The organism is Roseicella aerolata, assembly GCF_020523605.1.
Classification (GTDB): domain Bacteria; phylum Pseudomonadota; class Alphaproteobacteria; order Acetobacterales; family Acetobacteraceae; genus Paracraurococcus; species Paracraurococcus aerolatus.
In genome coordinates this window covers 104,853-120,097 of record NZ_JAJAQI010000013.1, presented here as the reverse complement: position 1 = coordinate 120,097, position 15,245 = coordinate 104,853, and the positions used below count along the sequence as shown (strand labels likewise).

Genomic DNA, 15,245 nt, shown 5'->3' with positions numbered 1-15,245 from the left:
CCCGGCGCCCGGTGCAGGCGCCCTGGCGTGCCGCCCTTCCCCGATGCCCGGGGGTGCTACGCCATGGGCCGCCCCGGCCGCGGCGCCCAGGGGTTGGCCGAGCGCCGCTCCGGCCAGGCCGCGGCGCCACCGGAAGGCTGCGCGGCCCGCACCATCATCATCTCGCCGATATTCTCGGGCGTCAGCAGCCCGACCAGCAGGCCCGACTCCTCCGTCACGCCGATCACCGGCAGGCGCTTCTCCTGCATCAGCCGCAGCGCCGCGCCCAGGTCATGGCGCTGCGGCAGCAGCGGGATGTCGGTGCGCATCGCCTCGGTCACCGGGTAGTCGCCGCCATGGTCATGCAGGGCCTTCAGCAGGCAATCCCGCGTCAGCACGCCGAGCAGCCGCCCATCCTCCGCCACCACCGGGAATTCGTGCTGCGTCGTGCGGATCAGGCAGCGCACCGCATCCTGCACCCGGCTGGTGGGCGCCAGGCTCTCGAAGCGCGTCACCATCGCCTCCGCGACGGCAAGGCCACGCAGCCCCTCCCGCTCCTGCACCGCCTGGGATTCCCCGGCGGCGCCCAGATAAACGAAGACCGCGATGAAGAGCAGCAGCGGGTTGCCGAACAGCCCCAGCAGCCCGAGCCCGAAGGCGACCGCCTGGCCCACCGAGGCGGCGGTCGCGGTGGCGCGGGCATAACCCATCCGGTAGGCGAGCAGCGCCCGCAGCACACGCCCGCCATCCATCGGGAAGGCCGGAATGAGGTTGAACAGCACCAGGAAGACATTGACCGTCGCCAGCCGCGCCAGGATGCCGGTGCGCGGATCCTGCAGCTCCGTGCTGCCTTCCGGCGGCAGCCCGCCGATCGCCAGGAACAGCAGGGCGGCGATCACCACATTCACCGCCGGGCCGGCGAGCGCCACCACCAATTCCTGCCCCGGCTGCTCCGGGATGCGCTCGAGCCGCGCCACGCCACCGATCGGCAGCAGGGTGATGTCGGGTGTCTGCACGCCGTAGCGCCGCGCCGCCACCACATGGCCGAATTCGTGCAACAGCACGCAGAGGAACAGCAGCAGGAAGACCACCCCCTCCACCGCCGCCTGCGTGCCGCCATGGCGGTAGTGCGCCCAGCCGATCCAGAGCAGGAACAGCAGGAAGGTCAGGTGGATGCGGATGACCGTGCCGCGGATGGCGAGGATGGGGAAGGACCACTGCATGGAAGCCGCCTGTCGCCGCCGGATCGGCCGGCGGAGGTCTGGGTTGCGCGCGGGCCCGCACCATGCGGCAGACTGACTGCGACAGGGCGCTCCCGTCGGGGCAACGCCGCGGTTGGCCCACGGCTGCATCGGCCCTGCCCCGCCGGGCCGTGCTCACGCCCCGAGAGTAGGGCAGATCGCGGTCGGGCGTGAGCGTCCCGCCGCGTATCTCTCCTTGACCGCCGGTGGCCCAGGGCAACCTGGCCTTCCTGCGGCCGGCGCGCTGCCGTCGGGCTACAGTACGAGGCTGCTGCAGCGGCTTGCGTGGAGTGCTGAATGCCAATCTGCGGCAGGTCATGGTTTGCCGGGCAGAGGCTCGCTCCCGGGCGTCGGGGTTCTCGCTGGCTTTGCCCTGCAAAGGGTGCGGGGTGCCCCATTCACGCCCGCCGGCGACCTGCTCTACGGCACCGGCCGGGCCAGCCGCGGCTCGGTGTGGTTGGCCGGGCTCGGGTCATAGACCACCTTGTCGCGCCGCCCCGCCCAGACATTGCGCAGGTTGATCACCGGGATCAGCCCCTTGTCCTCCAGCAGCGCGCGCGCCGCCTGCTGGGTCAGCGCCTTGCGCCTCTCTTCCTCCATGGTGGTGAGCGCCGCGGCCAGGGGCTGGTCCACCGCCGGGTTGGAATAGCGCTGTCGGTTGAAGGGCCCATGGCCCAGTTCCGGGTTGCGCGTCATCACCACCTGCCGCAGCGGGTTGATCGTCAGGTAGCTGCTGAAATAGGTCATGAACAGCGAGAAGTCGCGGTTGGTCGCGCGGGTGAACAGGTTCGCCGGCGGCAGCGCCTGCACCTGGGTCTCGATGCCGATGCGGGTGAAGGCCTGGGCGAGGGCCTGCAGCAGGTTGTCGTCCGAGGGGAAGAAGCCGTTCGGCCCATGGATGGTCATGCGGAAGCCCTGGCCGAAGCCGGCCTCGGCCAGCAGGGCACGGGCCCGCGCCGGGTCGAAGGGCAGCGGGCCGAGCCCCTCCAGCCGATGCTCGGCGACCGGGGCGGCGAACTGGTCGGCCGGCGAGGCAAGGCCGCTATAGAGCCGTTCCGCGATCTGCTGGCGGGGGATGGCGAGGGAGAGCGCCTCCCGCACCCGCTGGTCGGCCAGCGGATTGGCCGGCAGCGGCCTGCCCTGCCTGTCGGTGACGAAGGGCGACGTCTCCCGCATCGCATCCGGCGCCAGATAGACGAAGGTGATGCTGTCGATCTGGAAGAGGGCGAAGCGGCGGTCCTGCTCCAGCCGCGGCACGTCCTGCACCGGGACATAGTCGATCAGGTCCACCTCGCCCGAGAGCAGCGCCGCCATGCGGGAGCCGGCCTGGGGAATGAAGCGATAGACCACGCGGTCCCAGGGCTCGACCGGCCCGTGCCATTCGGTGTTGCGCGCCAGTTCCAGGCGCTCGCTCTGCCGGTAGTCGACATGGCGGTAGGGGCCGGTGCCGATCATCAGCTTCCCGCTGTTGAAATCCGCCGTCTGCGGGTTCGGCCCGTGGATCCTGCGGGACAGGATGACGGGCGCCGCCATGTCGAAGCGCATCAGCGGGTTCGGCTCTCGCGTGCGCAGCAGGATGGTCTCGGGGTCCACCACCTCGATCGCCGCGATGCTGCGCACCTGTGGGGTGAAGAGCGCGGGGCTGTTCGGCACGGTGGGCACGCGGGCGAAGGTGAAGGCGACGTCCTCGGCCTCGAACGGCGTGCCGTCATGGAAGCGCGCCGCGGTGTTGAGCTTCACCTCCCAGGTCAGCTCATCGACCATGCGCATGCTGCGGGCGAGGCGCGGCTGGAACTGCGCCCGGGTATCCAGCTCGAACAGCGGTTCGAACACCATCCGCGCGATCTGGTTGTTGTTCTGCGTATTGTGATAGTGCGGGTCGAGCGCACTGGGCGGCGTCTGCGCCCCGATGGTCAGCGTCCGCTGCGCGAGGGCCGGCGAGCCGGCCAGCAGGGCGGCCATGGCGGCTGCCGCGATGATGCGATGCATGGAACCTCCCGATCAGCCGGTCTGCTGCCGGCCTGACCGGGCAAGCGTGGCGGGCGGCGCACCGTACCGTCAAGCGCCGCGCGCGAGGCGCTGTGCGGTCCCGCCGGCGGAGCGTGTGGCAACCCACCCTGGTCCAGAGTTCCTTGCTGCCGCGCGACATGCCCATCGGTGTGGCGCTGCGCTTCCGGTCCCCGCCGAGCTCGCCAGCCTAGAGCGGATCGCGTTATATCTGAACGTCCATCCGCCGTGGATTCCGTTTTTTTCAAACAGATCCACGCTTCCGGGCGTTCACGCCCATCCGCGATCCGCTCCAGCCGATGATCCGGACCGCTCCTTCCTCGCCGAGGCGCATGGGCCGGCCAGGATCGTCGGCTCGTCGGTGGCCACCGGGGCAGGATGACCGCGGCCGACCACCTCGAGCGTGCGCGGTTCAGGCTCGAGGCCACGGCGCACATCGGTTTCTGCGGGGCGGTTCCTGGCAGCATCATCGCCTGCACGGATGGGAACGAAGATGCATGCAGCAGGACAACGGCCGCGGATGAAAGCTCCGTGGCTCGATTCCCAGCGGCACCATGCGGCTGCGGCTGGCACGAGAGCAGTCGGCAAGCTTGCACTGCGTCCGCATGGCCGGCTGAACGCAAACGGCCGCGCCGCCCCGTAACGCGCCGGCACATAATCCGGCGCGTGCTTCATCATCGTGCCCGCCAAGTCCGCATGCAGCACGGAGGAACGCAGCTGCGGCGGACCACAATTTCGCCACATTGCCGGGCCCGCTTCGGCAACCTTGCTGCCGGCATCTGCGTCGAATCCGTGTCCGGCACCACGCGCCGCCCTTCGCGCGCGGCCGACGGCACGATGAAGGCGGCGCAGATGAGCTGACAACGCGCGCGGATGGCCAGAGCATCTCCGGCGCGGGCGGCGCAGCAACCAAGAATTCGGGACATCGCCAATTCGGTGCATGTCGATCTGGCCTGCGGCGCCATCTGATACATCACGCTCGTTGCGCATTCGACCGGGCGCTGCGTCGCACGGAAGCAAGCTGCTCCGCCGCTTTGCAGGCGGGGCAAGATCATTTCCGCCACATTCCGTAGCAGGATCAACCGTTGAAATTCCGAGGTGTCAGGCCGGTTTCACATTTGCAGAACAGAAACGTATATTATCTTCAATCCTTGTACTGCACATCCGCGTGGGGTTAAGCGGAGCCGCCGCCGGCCTTCTTGCCGGCGCGTGACGGAAGTCAGGGGGGTACAGGGACGACAGATCTCTGGCCGCGGCTCGAACTCGCGCATCGACGCGGGTCAGGCTCCCCCACCCAAAACGACGACCTCAACGCGGGAGATCCAACTTTGAGCAAGGCCTTCTTCGAGAGCTTCGATAACGGGATCGGAGCGCTCAACCACACCTGGGGCAATGGCATCGACACGAGCGTCAAGGGCCAGGTCACCATCCGCGGCAACAGCGGCATCATGGAGCAGCCCTGGGGCAAGGCCGCCGGGCACGGCTATGGGACCTACTCCGTCAAGGCGAAGATGAGCGCGGACGTGCAGGGCCCCGCGGCGCTGCTCTGGCCCGGCGATGACCGCTGGCCCGGTCCGGAATACGACATCGTCGAGGTGATCCACGGCAAGGCCTACGGGACCGTCCACTGGAACAACAACGGCAAGGACGCCTACACGACGCGCACCTTCGACGGCGTGGACGAGACCAAGGTCCACACCTACACACTCGACTGGAAGCCGGGGAAGATCGCCTACTACGTCGATGGCAAGTGGATGGGAGAGGTCAACCACAACATCGGCAAGGACCACGCGAACGGCGGAATCAACTCCGTCTTCAGCATCATGAACCGCGATTTCGAAAGCAAGCACGCCTTCATCACGGTCTATGAAGTGTCCTACAAGCCGCATGGCGGCTCGAGGCTGGACGCGGAAGTGGTCGAGGAAGGCAGCTGGTCGAGCCTGGAAGCTCCGACTGCTAACCGGGACTATGACTTCGCCTGATTGACCCGCATCGCAGAACCATCGGCGCGCAGGTGGACACAACCGCCTGGCGCGACGGGAAACTGCGTGCCGGGTCAGGGTTGATCGGGCGGGGCCGCCAGCCCCGCTCGCCTTTTCACTCCCACTCGATGGTCCCGGGCGGCTTCGAGGTGATGTCGTAGGTCACCCGGTTGATGCCGCGCACCTCATTGACGATGCGATTCGCCACCCGCGTCAGGAAGCCCATGTCGAAGGGATAGACATCCGCCGTCATGCCGTCCGTGCTGGTCACCGCCCTCAACGCACAGGCTTGGTCGTAGGTTCGCCCGTCGCCCATCACTCCCACCGTGCGCACCGGCAGCAGCACCGCGAAGGCCTGCCAGATCGCGTCATAGAGGCCCGCATTGCGGATCTCTTCCAGATAGATGCTGTCCACCTTGCGCAGCAGATCGGCCTTCTCGCGCGTTACCTCGCCCGGAATGCGGATGGCGAGGCCCGGGCCCGGGAAGGGATGCCGGCCCACGATCGCTTCCGGGATGCCGAGCTCGCGCCCGAGGGCGCGAACCTCGTCCTTGAACAGCTCGCGCAGCGGCTCGACCAGCTTCATGCGCATATGGGAAGGCAGGCCGCCCACATTGTGGTGGCTCTTGATCGTCACGCTCGGCCCGCCGGTCGCCGAGACGCTCTCGATCACATCCGGATAGAGCGTACCCTGCGCCAGGAAATCGGCGCCGCCGAGCTTCACCTGCTCCTCCTCGAACACCTCGATGAAGAGCCGGCCGATGGTCTTGCGCTTCACCTCCGGGTCGGTCACGCCGGAAAGCTGGCCGAGGAAGAGGTCGCTCGCGTCGCGGTGCACGAGACGGATGTTGAAGCGGTCGCGGAAGGTGGCGACCACCTGCTCGCTCTCATTCGCCCGCATCAGCCCATGATCGACATAGATGCAGGTGAGCTGGTCGCCGATCGCCTCATGGATCAGCACGGCGGCCACCGAGGAATCGACGCCGCCCGAGAGGCCGCAGATGACCCGGCCGGTGCCGACCTGGGCGCGGATGCGCGCGATCGCCTCCGCCTTGAAGCCGGCCATGGTCCAGTCGCCGCGGCAGCCAGCGACACGCAGGGCGAAGTTCTTCAGCAACTGCGCGCCATGCGGGGTGTGCACGACCTCGGGGTGGAACTGCACGCCGTAGAAATGCCGGGTCTCATCGGCGCAGGCGGCCATGGGGGCGCCCTCGCTGGCGGCGACCACCCGGAAGCCGGATGGCAGGCGCGTCACGCGGTCGCCATGGCTCATCCAGACCTGCTCGCGCGCGCCCTTGGGCCAGACCCCTTCGAACAGGCTGCAATCGGCGATGACATCGACGAAGGCGCGGCCGAATTCGCGGTGGTCGGAGGGTTCGACCTCCCCGCCGAGTTGCGCCGCCATGGCCTGCTGGCCGTAGCAGATGCCGAGGACCGGCAGCCCCATCTCGAAGACCACCTGCGGCGCGCGGGGGCTCTCGGCCCCGGTCACGCTGGCCGGGCCGCCGGAGAGGATGATGCCCTTCGGGCCGAAGCCGCGGATCCGGTCCTCGGTCGCGGTATAGGGCCAGATCTCGCAATAGACCCCGGTCTCGCGCAGGCGGCGCGCGATGAGCTGCGTCACCTGGCTGCCGAAGTCGAGGATGAGGATGCGGTCGTGGCCGGTGGCCGGGGCGGCCGCGGGGCTGGCGGGGGAAGCGGGCGCGTTCATGGCGCCTTCCAGCATAGCCAGTGGCGCGCCGCAAGCGTTGCGGCGGTGACCCCTACCCTTCCGGCGCCGGCGCCGTCGCCGCCAGCAGCGTCTCGATCGGGTCCCAGACGAAGGCCATCTGCTCCATGCCCTGGCCCGCGAAGCGGATGACCTCCCTTGCCGCCGGCCGTCCACCGAGCCGCTGGTAGAACCACCGCGTCGGATTGTCGCTCAGCACCCAGAGCAGGGCGGAACGACAGCCGATGGCGGCCAGATGCGCTGCCATGGCCCGCATCAGCCGCCGCCCGATGCCGCGGTCCCGGTAATCATCCAGCAGATAGAGTGTCTCCACCTCCCCCTGCGCCAGCCAGTCCCGCCGGGCCCGGCCGCCGGAGACGAAGCCGACCACCACGCCGCCCTCCTGCTGCGCCCGGTCCTCCGGCGCATCCGCGCCGGAGGCGACGGCGACGAAGACGGCATGGCCATGGCGGCGATCGGTGATCGCCTGCTCGTAGCCCACCGCATGCCGCACCGTGCACAGCCCGGCCAGGTAGCGGTCGGGAAGCACGCCGGCATAGGCCGAGCGCCAGGTCGCGACATGCACGGCGCCTATGGCGGCGGCGTCGGCGGGGCGGGCACGGCGGATGCAGATCATGCTGCGCGCTTCCCTTCCCTGGATCGGTCCTTTCCCTAGGACCTTCGTTGCAGAACAGCGGCGAAGAAGCCGTCGGTGCCATGCCGGGCGGGGCTGGTGACGAGATATGGGCCCCCGGCCGGCGGTTCCCCGGGCGGCCCGGCCGACGCCCAGGCCTCGGCCAGGGGAAGCGGGACGAAATCCGGGTGGCGGCCGAGGAAGCCAGCAACCTGGTCCTCATCCTCCTCGGGCAGCAGCGAGCAGGTAGCGTAGACCAGACGCCCGGCCGGACGCACCAGTTCCGCGGCCATGTCCAGAATTTCACGCTGCTTGGCCAGAAGCTCCTGCAGATCCTGGAAACCGGTACGCAGCCGTGCATCCGGGTTGCGCCGCCAGGTGCCCGTGCCGGTGCAGGGCGCATCGACCAGCACGCGGTCGAACTGCCCGGCCCGGCGCTTGGCCCAGCGGTCGCCGGGCGCGAAGAGGTGCCGCTCGGCATTGTCCACGCCGGCGCGGCGGAGGCGCCGCACCGCGCCTTCCAGCCGGGGCGCCGAGACGTCGCAGGCGGTGATGCGGCCCTTGTTCCGCATGCTGGCTGCGAGGGCGAGCGTCTTGCCCCCCGCCCCGGCGCAGACATCGGCGACGCGCAGGCCGGGCCGCGCATCGGTCAGCAGGGCAATCAGTTGGCTGCCCTCGTCCTGCACCTCGATCAGCCCTTCCATGAAGGCCGCCGTCGCGGTGACCGGCCGGCGGCTCGGCAGGCGGAGGCCCCAGGGCGACCAACGGGTCGGCTCTGTCTCGAAACCCTCGGCGCCCAGCGCGGCGGCGGCGGCCTCGCGCGTTGTCTTCAGCAGGTTGGCGCGCAGGTCGAGCGGCGCGGGCTGCTCCATCGCCGCCGCCTCCTCGGCCAGGCCCTCGCCGAAGCGGGCGCGGAAGCCGGGGATCACCCAGTCCGGCAGGTTCAGCCGCACGCCCTCCGGCATTGCCGGATGCACCAGGCCCTGAACGCCCGCCGCCTTGTCGCGGAAGGCGGCGAGGGCGCGCAGCAGCCGCTCCTCCAGCACGTTCAGGGGCTCGGGCGCATACTGGCCGCCGGGAAAGGCCCGCAGGACGGTCGGCACCTCCAGTCCCTCGGCCAGCAGCAGGTCGGCGGCCACCAGCATGCGCGGGGTCGGCCGGCACTGGATCTGGGCCAGCCACCATTCCAGCCGCATCCGCTGCCGCACCACGCCCCAGGCGCGATCCGCAATGGCGCGGCGGTCGCCGCCGCCGATGTAGCGGCGGGCGCGGAAGAAATCATTGGCGATGGCATCCGCCGGGCGGCGCGGCTGGTCGTCCAGCGCTGCCAGCAAGTCGATGGCGGCGGCGAGGCGCGCGGCCGGGGTCATGCCAGGCGCTCCGGCAGGCCGGCGAGGTCGGGCAGGATGGTCGCGGTCTGGTCCAGCCAGTATTCCGCCGGCCCGCCGGCCCGGTTCACCCAAAAGACCCGGAAGCCGAAGCGCATCGCGTCATAGGCATCCCAGGGGTTGGAGGAGACGAAGGCCACCTCATGCGGCTGGCAGGCGAAGCGGGCCATGGCCAGGGCATAGACCCGGGCATCCGGCTTGAAGCAGCGCAGCGGATGGACCGAAAGGACATCGTCCAGCAGCGCCCCCAGCCCGCCGGCGGCCACCGAGGCGTCCAGCATCTCGGGCGAGCCGTTGGAGAGGATGGCGGTCGGGATGCCCCGGGCGCGCAGCGCCGCCAGCATCGGCGCGGCCTCGGGATAGGCATCGAGCCGGCGGTAGGCCTCCAGCAGATCGGCCCGCAGCGCCGCATCCCGTAGGCCATGCACGGCCAGCGCGTGGTCGAGCGCCTTTTCGGTCAGCGTCCAGAAGGGCTCATAGGCGCCGGTCGCAGAGAGGATCCAGCTCCACTCGATCTGCTTGGCGCGCCAGAGGGCGGAGACGGGCTGCGCGCGCTGCCCCAGCCGGGCGGCATGGTGGCCGACCGCGGCATGCACGTCGAGCAGCGTGCCATAGGCGTCGAAGATCGCGGCTTTCGGCGGCGGCATGGCGGGTCCTTCGGTCAGAACAGGTCTCGGGACAATGTCGGGCGGAACGGGGGCCGGGCGGCGGCGGCACCGCGGCTGGCCCTCCGCTCATGACGGGGGCAGACTGCACCGGCAAGCCGGGAAGAACGGCCTTGCCGATCGGTAGCACAGGGGCCGGCCCGGCCGCGGCAGCACTCCGTCCGCCCGCGATCCGGTCCCAGCGGGAGGACAACGCATGCAGAACCCGATGGACCTCACGGGCCGCACCATCATCGTCACCGGCGCCGGCCAGGGCATCGGCCGCGCGATCACCGAACTGGTGCTCGGCCTCGGCGGCAATGCCGTGATGGTGGAACGCAACCCGGAGACCCTGGAGAAGACTGCGGCCGAGCTAGACCACGACCGCGCCCTGCCCGTGCTGGGCAATGTCGCGGAAGAGGGCTTCGGCGAGTCCTGCGTCGCCCAGGCGGTCGCGCGCTTCGGCGCGGTGCATGGGCTGGTGAACAATGCCGGCATCACCCGCCCGGCCATGTTCGCCAAGATGACGATGCAGCAATGGCAGGCGGTGATCGATGTGAACCTGACCGGCTGCTACCTGATGATGCAGGCGGTCGGGCGGCACATGATCGACCGCGCGAAGGAGGCCATGCCGCAGCCGGTCGGCACCACGGGCGCCATCGTCAACATCAGCTCCACCGCGGGCAAGCGCGGCTCGATCGGCCAGGTGAACTACTCCGCTGCCAAGGCCGGGCTGTTCGGCATGACCATGACCGGGGCACGGGAATGGGCACGCTACGGCATCCGCTGCAATTCGGTGGGCTTCGGCACCGTGGTGACGCCGATGACGGAGGTGATCCGCAGCGAGAAATTCGCGGCCCAGACCATGGCCCGCATTCCTCTCGGCCGCTACGCCGAGCCGCAGGAGGTGGCGCCGCTGATCTGCTTCCTGCTGTCGAACGGCGCCGTCTACATCACCGGGGAGAACATGACGGTCTCGGGCGGGAGCCATATGCAGCCCTGAGCCGGGAGGCCTGCCCCCACCAGGAGGGCGCTGCCCTCCTGGACCACCCGCCAAAGGCCGAAAGGCCTTTGGAAACCCTTAGATCAGCTTTCCAGCCGGTAGTTCGGGGCCTCGCGGGTGATCGCCACGTCATGCACATGGCTCTCCCGCAGCCCCGCGCCGGTGATGCGGCGGAAGCGGCAATTCGCCTGCATCTCGGGGATCGTGGCGTTGCCGGTGTACCCCATCGCCGCCCGCAGTCCGCCGACCAGCTGGTGGACCACCGCGCCGACCGGGCCCTTGTAGGCGACGCGGCCCTCGATCCCTTCCGGCACCAGCTTCAGGCTGTCCTGCACCTCCTGCTGGAAGTACCGGTCCGCGCTGCCGCGCGCCATGGCGCCGAGCGAGCCCATGCCGCGATAGGATTTGTAGCTCCGGCCCTGGTAGAGGAAGACCTCGCCCGGCGCCTCCTCGGTCCCGGCGAACAGGCTGCCCATCATCACGCAATCCGCGCCGGCCGCGATCGCCTTGGCGATGTCGCCGGAGGTCCGGACGCCGCCATCGGCGATCGCCGGCACCCCCCTCTCCCGCGCCGCCGCCGCGCTCTCCATCACCGCGGTCAGCTGCGGCACGCCGACGCCGGCGACGATGCGGGTGGTGCAGATGGAGCCGGGGCCGATGCCGATCTTCACCGCATCGGCGCCGGCATTGATCAGCGCCTCCACGCCCTCCGGCGTCGCCACATTGCCGGCGACGACCTGCACCGCGTTCGACATCCGCTTGATGCGCTCGATCGCCGAGAGCACGCCGCCGGAATGGCCATGCGCGGTGTCCACCACCACCACATCCACCTCAGCGGCGATCAGCGCCTCGACCCGCCTGATGCCGTCCTCGCCCACGCCGGTCGCGGCGGCGACGCGCAGCCGCCCCAGCGCGTCCTTCACTGCATTGGGGTTGGCCTGGGCCTTCTCCATGTCCTTCACGGTGATCAGGCCGACGCAGCGCCCGGCCTCATCCGTCACCAGCAGCTTCTCGATCCGGTTCTTGTGCAGGAGGGTGCGGGCCTGCTCCGGCGTCACCTCGGCCGGCGCGGTGATCAGGTTCTCCCGCGTCATCAGTTCATAGACCCGGGTACCGGGATCGGAGGCGAAGCGGACATCGCGGTTGGTGATGATGCCGACCAACCGGCCCGAGCCGCGCTCGACCACCGGGATGCCGCTGATCCGGTGCTGCTCCTGCAGGGCGTGGACCTCGGCCAGCGTCTGGTCCGGATGGATGGTGACCGGGTTCACCACCATGCCGGACTCGAACTTCTTCACCCGCCGGACCTGCGCCGCCTGTTCCTCCGGCGTCATGTTCTTGTGGATCACGCCGATGCCGCCGGCCTGGGCCATGGCGATCGCCATCGGCGCCTCGGTCACCGTGTCCATGGCGGCGGCGACGAGCGGGATGTTGAGGGCGATCTCGCGCGTAAGGCGCGTGCGCGTATCGGTCTGGTGCGGCAGGACGGCGGAATAGGCCGGGACCAGCAGCACGTCGTCGAAGGCGAAGGCCTCCTCGATCACGAAGCTGCTGCGCTTGCGGCCCTCGGGGCCGGCGGCGTCCGGGAGGGATTCGGGTGCCATGCGGAGACCTTTCGCTATCGGGCGCATCCCGGGGGGAGACCAGGGGGCGCGATCGCCGCAGGGGGGGCCCGCCATTGGGGCGGGACTCGCGCCAGTGGCGGGCGGCACCATCCGCAGCCTTGGCGGCTCCCCTTAGACCCAACCTCGGCGCTGCGGCAAGCGGGGAAGCCATGATCGTTGCGTGGACCGGTGCCGCGGGCGCAGGGCGGATGGCGAGGTGGGCGCCCCCGGCGCCGATGCGCTGCCTCTTGGGCGCGATGGCCCCCCCGGGCACCGCGGCGGGTCCCGAGCCGAAGCCTGGAGCGGATCGCGGACGGGCGTGAACGCCCGCGAGCGTGAATCTGCTCTCCCGTCTAGGAACTGCAGCGGATTGGCATTCAGTTCCGAACGCAATCCGCCGCAGCGCGCGGGCCGGCCAAGCCGCTGCCACGGCGCCGTGCCCGGGTTGCGGGAGCCCGTGCCGAGGCCCCGGTCCACATGTTGAATCCGGATCCCCGCCCGCCGCGCGTGCTTTGCCTGCTGGCCCGCCCGCAGCCGCCGATCGCGCCGTTCGGCGGATTGCGTTCGGCACTCGGCGCCACCCGCTGCCGCGCCCACCTTTGACGCAGGGGCAGGCTCCGGCGCGCTTCGCACCACGGCGGATCGCCTGCCCATCCGAATGCCGATTCGGTGGCGACCTTGTTTCCGCGCAGAGTCCCGCGTGCGGTCGTGCACGGCCGCCCGCGATCCGTGCCGGGCCGTCCGACACGCGGCATCATGCGCGTCGGACGGCCGACCAGCGTTCGGGCAATCCGTTTACGCCGCCTGAGTGGGTCACCCAGCCTTCCCTTGCTCTAGGCCGGCCGGAAGCCCGTGGCGACGACATAGAGTTCGCTGCTGTCCTTGCGGCTGGCCGGCGGCTTCACATGCCTGACCGCGGCGAAGCGCTGCTTCAACTGCTCGAGCAGCCCCTTCTCGCTGCCACCCTGGAAGACCTTGGCGACGAAGCCGCCGCCGGGCGCCAGCACCTTCAGCGCGAAGTCGAGCGCGAGTTCAGCCAGCGCCATGATCCGCAGGTGGTCGGTTGCCGCATGGCCGGTGGTGTTCGGCGCCATGTCGGAGAGCACGAGGTCCGCCTGGCCGGCCAGCGCCGCCAGCACCGCCTGCTCGGCCGCCGGGTCCTGGAAATCCCCCTGCAGGGTGATGGCGCCCGGCACGGGGTCCATGGCCAGCAGGTCGAGCGCGACCACCTTCCCCGCCGGACCGATGCGCTCCAGCGCAACCTGGGTCCAGCCGCCAGGGGCAGCACCGAGATCCACCACCCGGGCACCCGGCTTCAGCAGCCGTGCCTTGTCGTCGATCTCGACCAGCTTGAAGGCGGCGCGGGAACGGTAGCCGCGCGCCTGGGCGGCACGGACATAGGGGTCGTTCAACTGCCGCTCCAGCCATTTCTGGCTGGCGGTGGAGCGGCCCTTGGCGGTGCGCAGGCGCGTGGTGACGCCTCGCCCGCCCGGCGGTGGTCCCTTCATGACAATCCCGAAAATTAGGGCCCGTGGCGACGCGCCAGGGCGGAACGGCCATCGCGAGGATAGCGGTCGCCGCGGATCATACGCAGCAGCATGCCCTCCCGCAGGCCGCGATCGGCAACGGTCAGGGTCGGCACCGGCCAGACCCTGCGGATGGCGGCATAGACGGCGCAGCCCGGAAGGACGAAATCAACCCGCTCCGGCCCGACGCAGGGATGGGCCGCCAAGCCGGCCCGGCCCAGGGCGAAGAGGTCGCCCAGCGCCTGGTCGGCCGTCTCGGTGTCCAGGATCCGGCCATCCACCAGGGGGCGGCGGTAGCGCGGCAGGGCGAGCGCGACGCCCGCGAGCGTCGTGACCGTGCCGCTGGTACCGATCAGCCGGACGCCGCCGGAGCGGATTTCCTGCCCGATGCAATGGACCCGGTCGAAGCGGCGGAGATGTTCCGCCACCTCCTCCACCACGGCGGCAAAGCCTTCCTGGGTGAAGCAGGAGGCGCCGACGCGCTCGGCCAGCGTGACGACACCGAGCGGCATGGAGACATAGCCGATGAGCTCGGCCGAGGCGTGGCCCTGACGGGCACCGGCCGCGGGAACGCGAATCCAGGCGATCTCGGTGCTGCCGCCGCCGATATCGAACAGCAGCGCCCGGCGGTCATGCTCCTCCAGCAGGGGGGAGCAGGACTCCATGGCCAGTTCCGCCTCCTCCCGCGCCGAGATGATGCGGGGACGCAGGCCGGTCTCGGCCTCGACACGCGCGAGGAAGGCGGGGCCGTTATGGGCGCGGCGACAGGCCTCGGTCGCCACCGCCTGGAATTGCCGGACGGGACGACGGGAGAGCTTGTCCGCGCAGGCGGAGAGGGCGGCGATGGCGCGGTCCATGGCTGCCTCGGAGAGCCGGCCGGTGGCTGCCAGCCCTTCTCCCAGCCGGACGATGCGGCTGAAACTGTCCACAACGCGGAAGCCGCCCCCCGTTGGGGCGCCGACCAGCAGGCGGCAATTATTGGTCCCGAGGTCGAGCGCCGCATAGGCGGAGACGACGGTGCCGCACCGGGCCGCATAGCCACCATGCCGCTCCGGGGCGGGATCCGGCGGCTCTGTCAGCCCGAGGATGGCGGTGTCGTCTGGCATGGCGCGGGGCGCTTCGGCCCACCTCCGTGTTGGTGCCGCTTCGGGCGGCAGTGCTGATCCATCGTCCTGTAATGTGGGGTGAGGGGCAAGCGCTTTCGACAGCAGGGAGGTTGCGGAGCGTCGCGGGCGGATGTATAGGACCCGCCCTGCCGCCGAGGAGGCGCGCAGGACCCGCTTGGGGGATAGTTTAGCGGTAGAACTCCGGATTCTGACTCCGGCAGCCTTGGTTCGAATCCAGGTCCCCCAGCCAGCCGCTTCGAATACGCAGGAAATCTCAGGGCTTAGACGAGCCGGCCAGCGCGCCGAGGCTTCGTTTGGTCCGAACCGTCCCATTCCGCGCGACGTGGTGGTAAATATCACCGCCGTCATTGTCTCTCGGGCAAGTCGCAGGGCCAGTTCGCCGTAAGCCTCAGCACTCGGCAC

Annotated in this window: 11 protein-coding genes and 1 tRNA gene; 3 read left to right on the top strand and 9 right to left on the bottom strand. The window is 70.1% G+C overall.

The window, feature by feature from the left end; translation table 11 throughout:
- Positions 1 to 56 precede the first annotated feature (56 nt).
- Together LHA35_RS10760 and LHA35_RS10755 are read right to left on the bottom strand one after the other, a co-directional pair.
- Positions 57 to 1,202: a site-2 protease family protein gene (locus tag LHA35_RS10760; protein WP_226608142.1), complete on the bottom strand. Its 1,146-nt coding sequence runs from the start codon at positions 1,200 to 1,202 to the stop codon at positions 57 to 59.
- Between the two features lie 438 nt (positions 1,203 to 1,640).
- Positions 1,641 to 3,209 carry an ABC transporter substrate-binding protein gene (locus LHA35_RS10755; protein WP_226608140.1) on the bottom strand — a complete coding sequence of 523 codons (1,569 nt, stop codon included), beginning with the start codon at positions 3,207 to 3,209 and terminating at the stop codon, positions 1,641 to 1,643.
- Between the two features lie 1,346 nt (positions 3,210 to 4,555).
- On the opposite strand from LHA35_RS10755, the gene LHA35_RS10750 reads away from it, so the two are divergent.
- Positions 4,556 to 5,209: a family 16 glycosylhydrolase gene (locus LHA35_RS10750; RefSeq protein ID WP_226608138.1), complete on the top strand. Its 654-nt coding sequence runs from the start codon at positions 4,556 to 4,558 to the stop codon at positions 5,207 to 5,209.
- A gap of 115 nt (positions 5,210 to 5,324) precedes the next feature.
- Here LHA35_RS10750 and guaA read toward each other — a convergent pair whose 3' ends face one another.
- From guaA to LHA35_RS10730, 4 genes are read right to left on the bottom strand one after another with little or no spacing between them, the layout of a single operon-like run.
- Complete coding sequence (gene guaA, locus LHA35_RS10745) at positions 5,325 to 6,920, bottom strand: glutamine-hydrolyzing GMP synthase (protein ID WP_226608137.1); 1,596 nt, start codon at positions 6,918 to 6,920, stop codon at positions 5,325 to 5,327.
- A gap of 52 nt (positions 6,921 to 6,972) precedes the next feature.
- Positions 6,973 to 7,554, bottom strand: coding sequence for a GNAT family N-acetyltransferase (locus LHA35_RS10740; protein ID WP_226608136.1), 582 nt, complete (start codon positions 7,552 to 7,554; stop codon positions 6,973 to 6,975).
- Positions 7,555 to 7,589: 35 nt separating this feature from the next.
- The gene (locus tag LHA35_RS10735; RefSeq protein ID WP_226608131.1) at positions 7,590 to 8,921 is read right to left on the bottom strand and encodes an RsmB/NOP family class I SAM-dependent RNA methyltransferase; all 1,332 of its coding nucleotides are present in this window, start codon (positions 8,919 to 8,921) and stop codon (positions 7,590 to 7,592) included.
- The gene (locus tag LHA35_RS10730; protein WP_226608129.1) at positions 8,918 to 9,586 is read right to left on the bottom strand and encodes a haloacid dehalogenase type II; all 669 of its coding nucleotides are present in this window, start codon (positions 9,584 to 9,586) and stop codon (positions 8,918 to 8,920) included. The genes LHA35_RS10735 and LHA35_RS10730 overlap by 4 nt, the downstream gene beginning before the upstream one ends.
- A 214-nt stretch (positions 9,587 to 9,800) precedes the next feature.
- On the opposite strand from LHA35_RS10730, the gene LHA35_RS10725 reads away from it, so the two are divergent.
- On the top strand, positions 9,801 to 10,586 hold the full coding sequence (locus tag LHA35_RS10725; RefSeq protein ID WP_226608127.1) for an SDR family NAD(P)-dependent oxidoreductase: 786 nt from the start codon (positions 9,801 to 9,803) through the stop codon (positions 10,584 to 10,586).
- 83 nt (positions 10,587 to 10,669) lie between these two features.
- Here LHA35_RS10725 and guaB read toward each other — a convergent pair whose 3' ends face one another.
- The 3 genes from guaB to LHA35_RS10710 all read right to left on the bottom strand — a co-directional run bounded on the left by guaB (position 10,670) and on the right by LHA35_RS10710 (position 14,822).
- Positions 10,670 to 12,190 (bottom strand): IMP dehydrogenase, encoded by a 1,521-nt coding sequence (guaB, locus tag LHA35_RS10720; protein WP_226608126.1) that lies wholly within the window; start codon positions 12,188 to 12,190, stop codon positions 10,670 to 10,672.
- Positions 12,191 to 13,023: 833 nt separating this feature from the next.
- The gene (locus LHA35_RS10715; RefSeq protein WP_226608125.1) at positions 13,024 to 13,698 is read right to left on the bottom strand and encodes an RlmE family RNA methyltransferase; all 675 of its coding nucleotides are present in this window, start codon (positions 13,696 to 13,698) and stop codon (positions 13,024 to 13,026) included.
- A gap of 14 nt (positions 13,699 to 13,712) precedes the next feature.
- On the bottom strand, positions 13,713 to 14,822 hold the full coding sequence (locus LHA35_RS10710) for a Ppx/GppA phosphatase family protein (RefSeq protein ID WP_226608124.1): 1,110 nt from the start codon (positions 14,820 to 14,822) through the stop codon (positions 13,713 to 13,715).
- 176 nt (positions 14,823 to 14,998) lie between these two features.
- Between LHA35_RS10710 and LHA35_RS10705 the strand changes: the two genes are divergently transcribed.
- Positions 14,999 to 15,072: transfer RNA gene (locus LHA35_RS10705), tRNA-Gln, on the top strand.
- Positions 15,073 to 15,245 lie beyond the last annotated feature (173 nt).

Bases quoted from the DNA above. Each gene is read 5' to 3' on its own strand.
- LHA35_RS10730 (WP_226608129.1), bottom strand. From the start codon at position 9,586: ATGCCGCCGCCGAAAGCCGCGATCTTCGACGCCTATGGCACGCTGCTC.
- LHA35_RS10740 (WP_226608136.1), bottom strand. From the start codon at position 7,554: ATGATCTGCATCCGCCGTGCCCGCCCCGCCGACGCCGCCGCCATAGGC.
- LHA35_RS10715 (WP_226608125.1), bottom strand. From the start codon at position 13,698: ATGAAGGGACCACCGCCGGGCGGGCGAGGCGTCACCACGCGCCTGCGC.
- LHA35_RS10735 (WP_226608131.1), bottom strand. From the start codon at position 8,921: ATGACCCCGGCCGCGCGCCTCGCCGCCGCCATCGACTTGCTGGCAGCG.
- LHA35_RS10710 (WP_226608124.1), bottom strand. From the start codon at position 14,822: ATGCCAGACGACACCGCCATCCTCGGGCTGACAGAGCCGCCGGATCCC.
- guaB (WP_226608126.1), bottom strand. From the start codon at position 12,190: ATGGCACCCGAATCCCTCCCGGACGCCGCCGGCCCCGAGGGCCGCAAG.
- guaA (WP_226608137.1), bottom strand. From the start codon at position 6,920: ATGAACGCGCCCGCTTCCCCCGCCAGCCCCGCGGCCGCCCCGGCCACC.
- LHA35_RS10760 (WP_226608142.1), bottom strand. From the start codon at position 1,202: ATGCAGTGGTCCTTCCCCATCCTCGCCATCCGCGGCACGGTCATCCGC.
- LHA35_RS10755 (WP_226608140.1), bottom strand. From the start codon at position 3,209: ATGCATCGCATCATCGCGGCAGCCGCCATGGCCGCCCTGCTGGCCGGC.
- LHA35_RS10725 (WP_226608127.1), top strand. From the start codon at position 9,801: ATGCAGAACCCGATGGACCTCACGGGCCGCACCATCATCGTCACCGGC.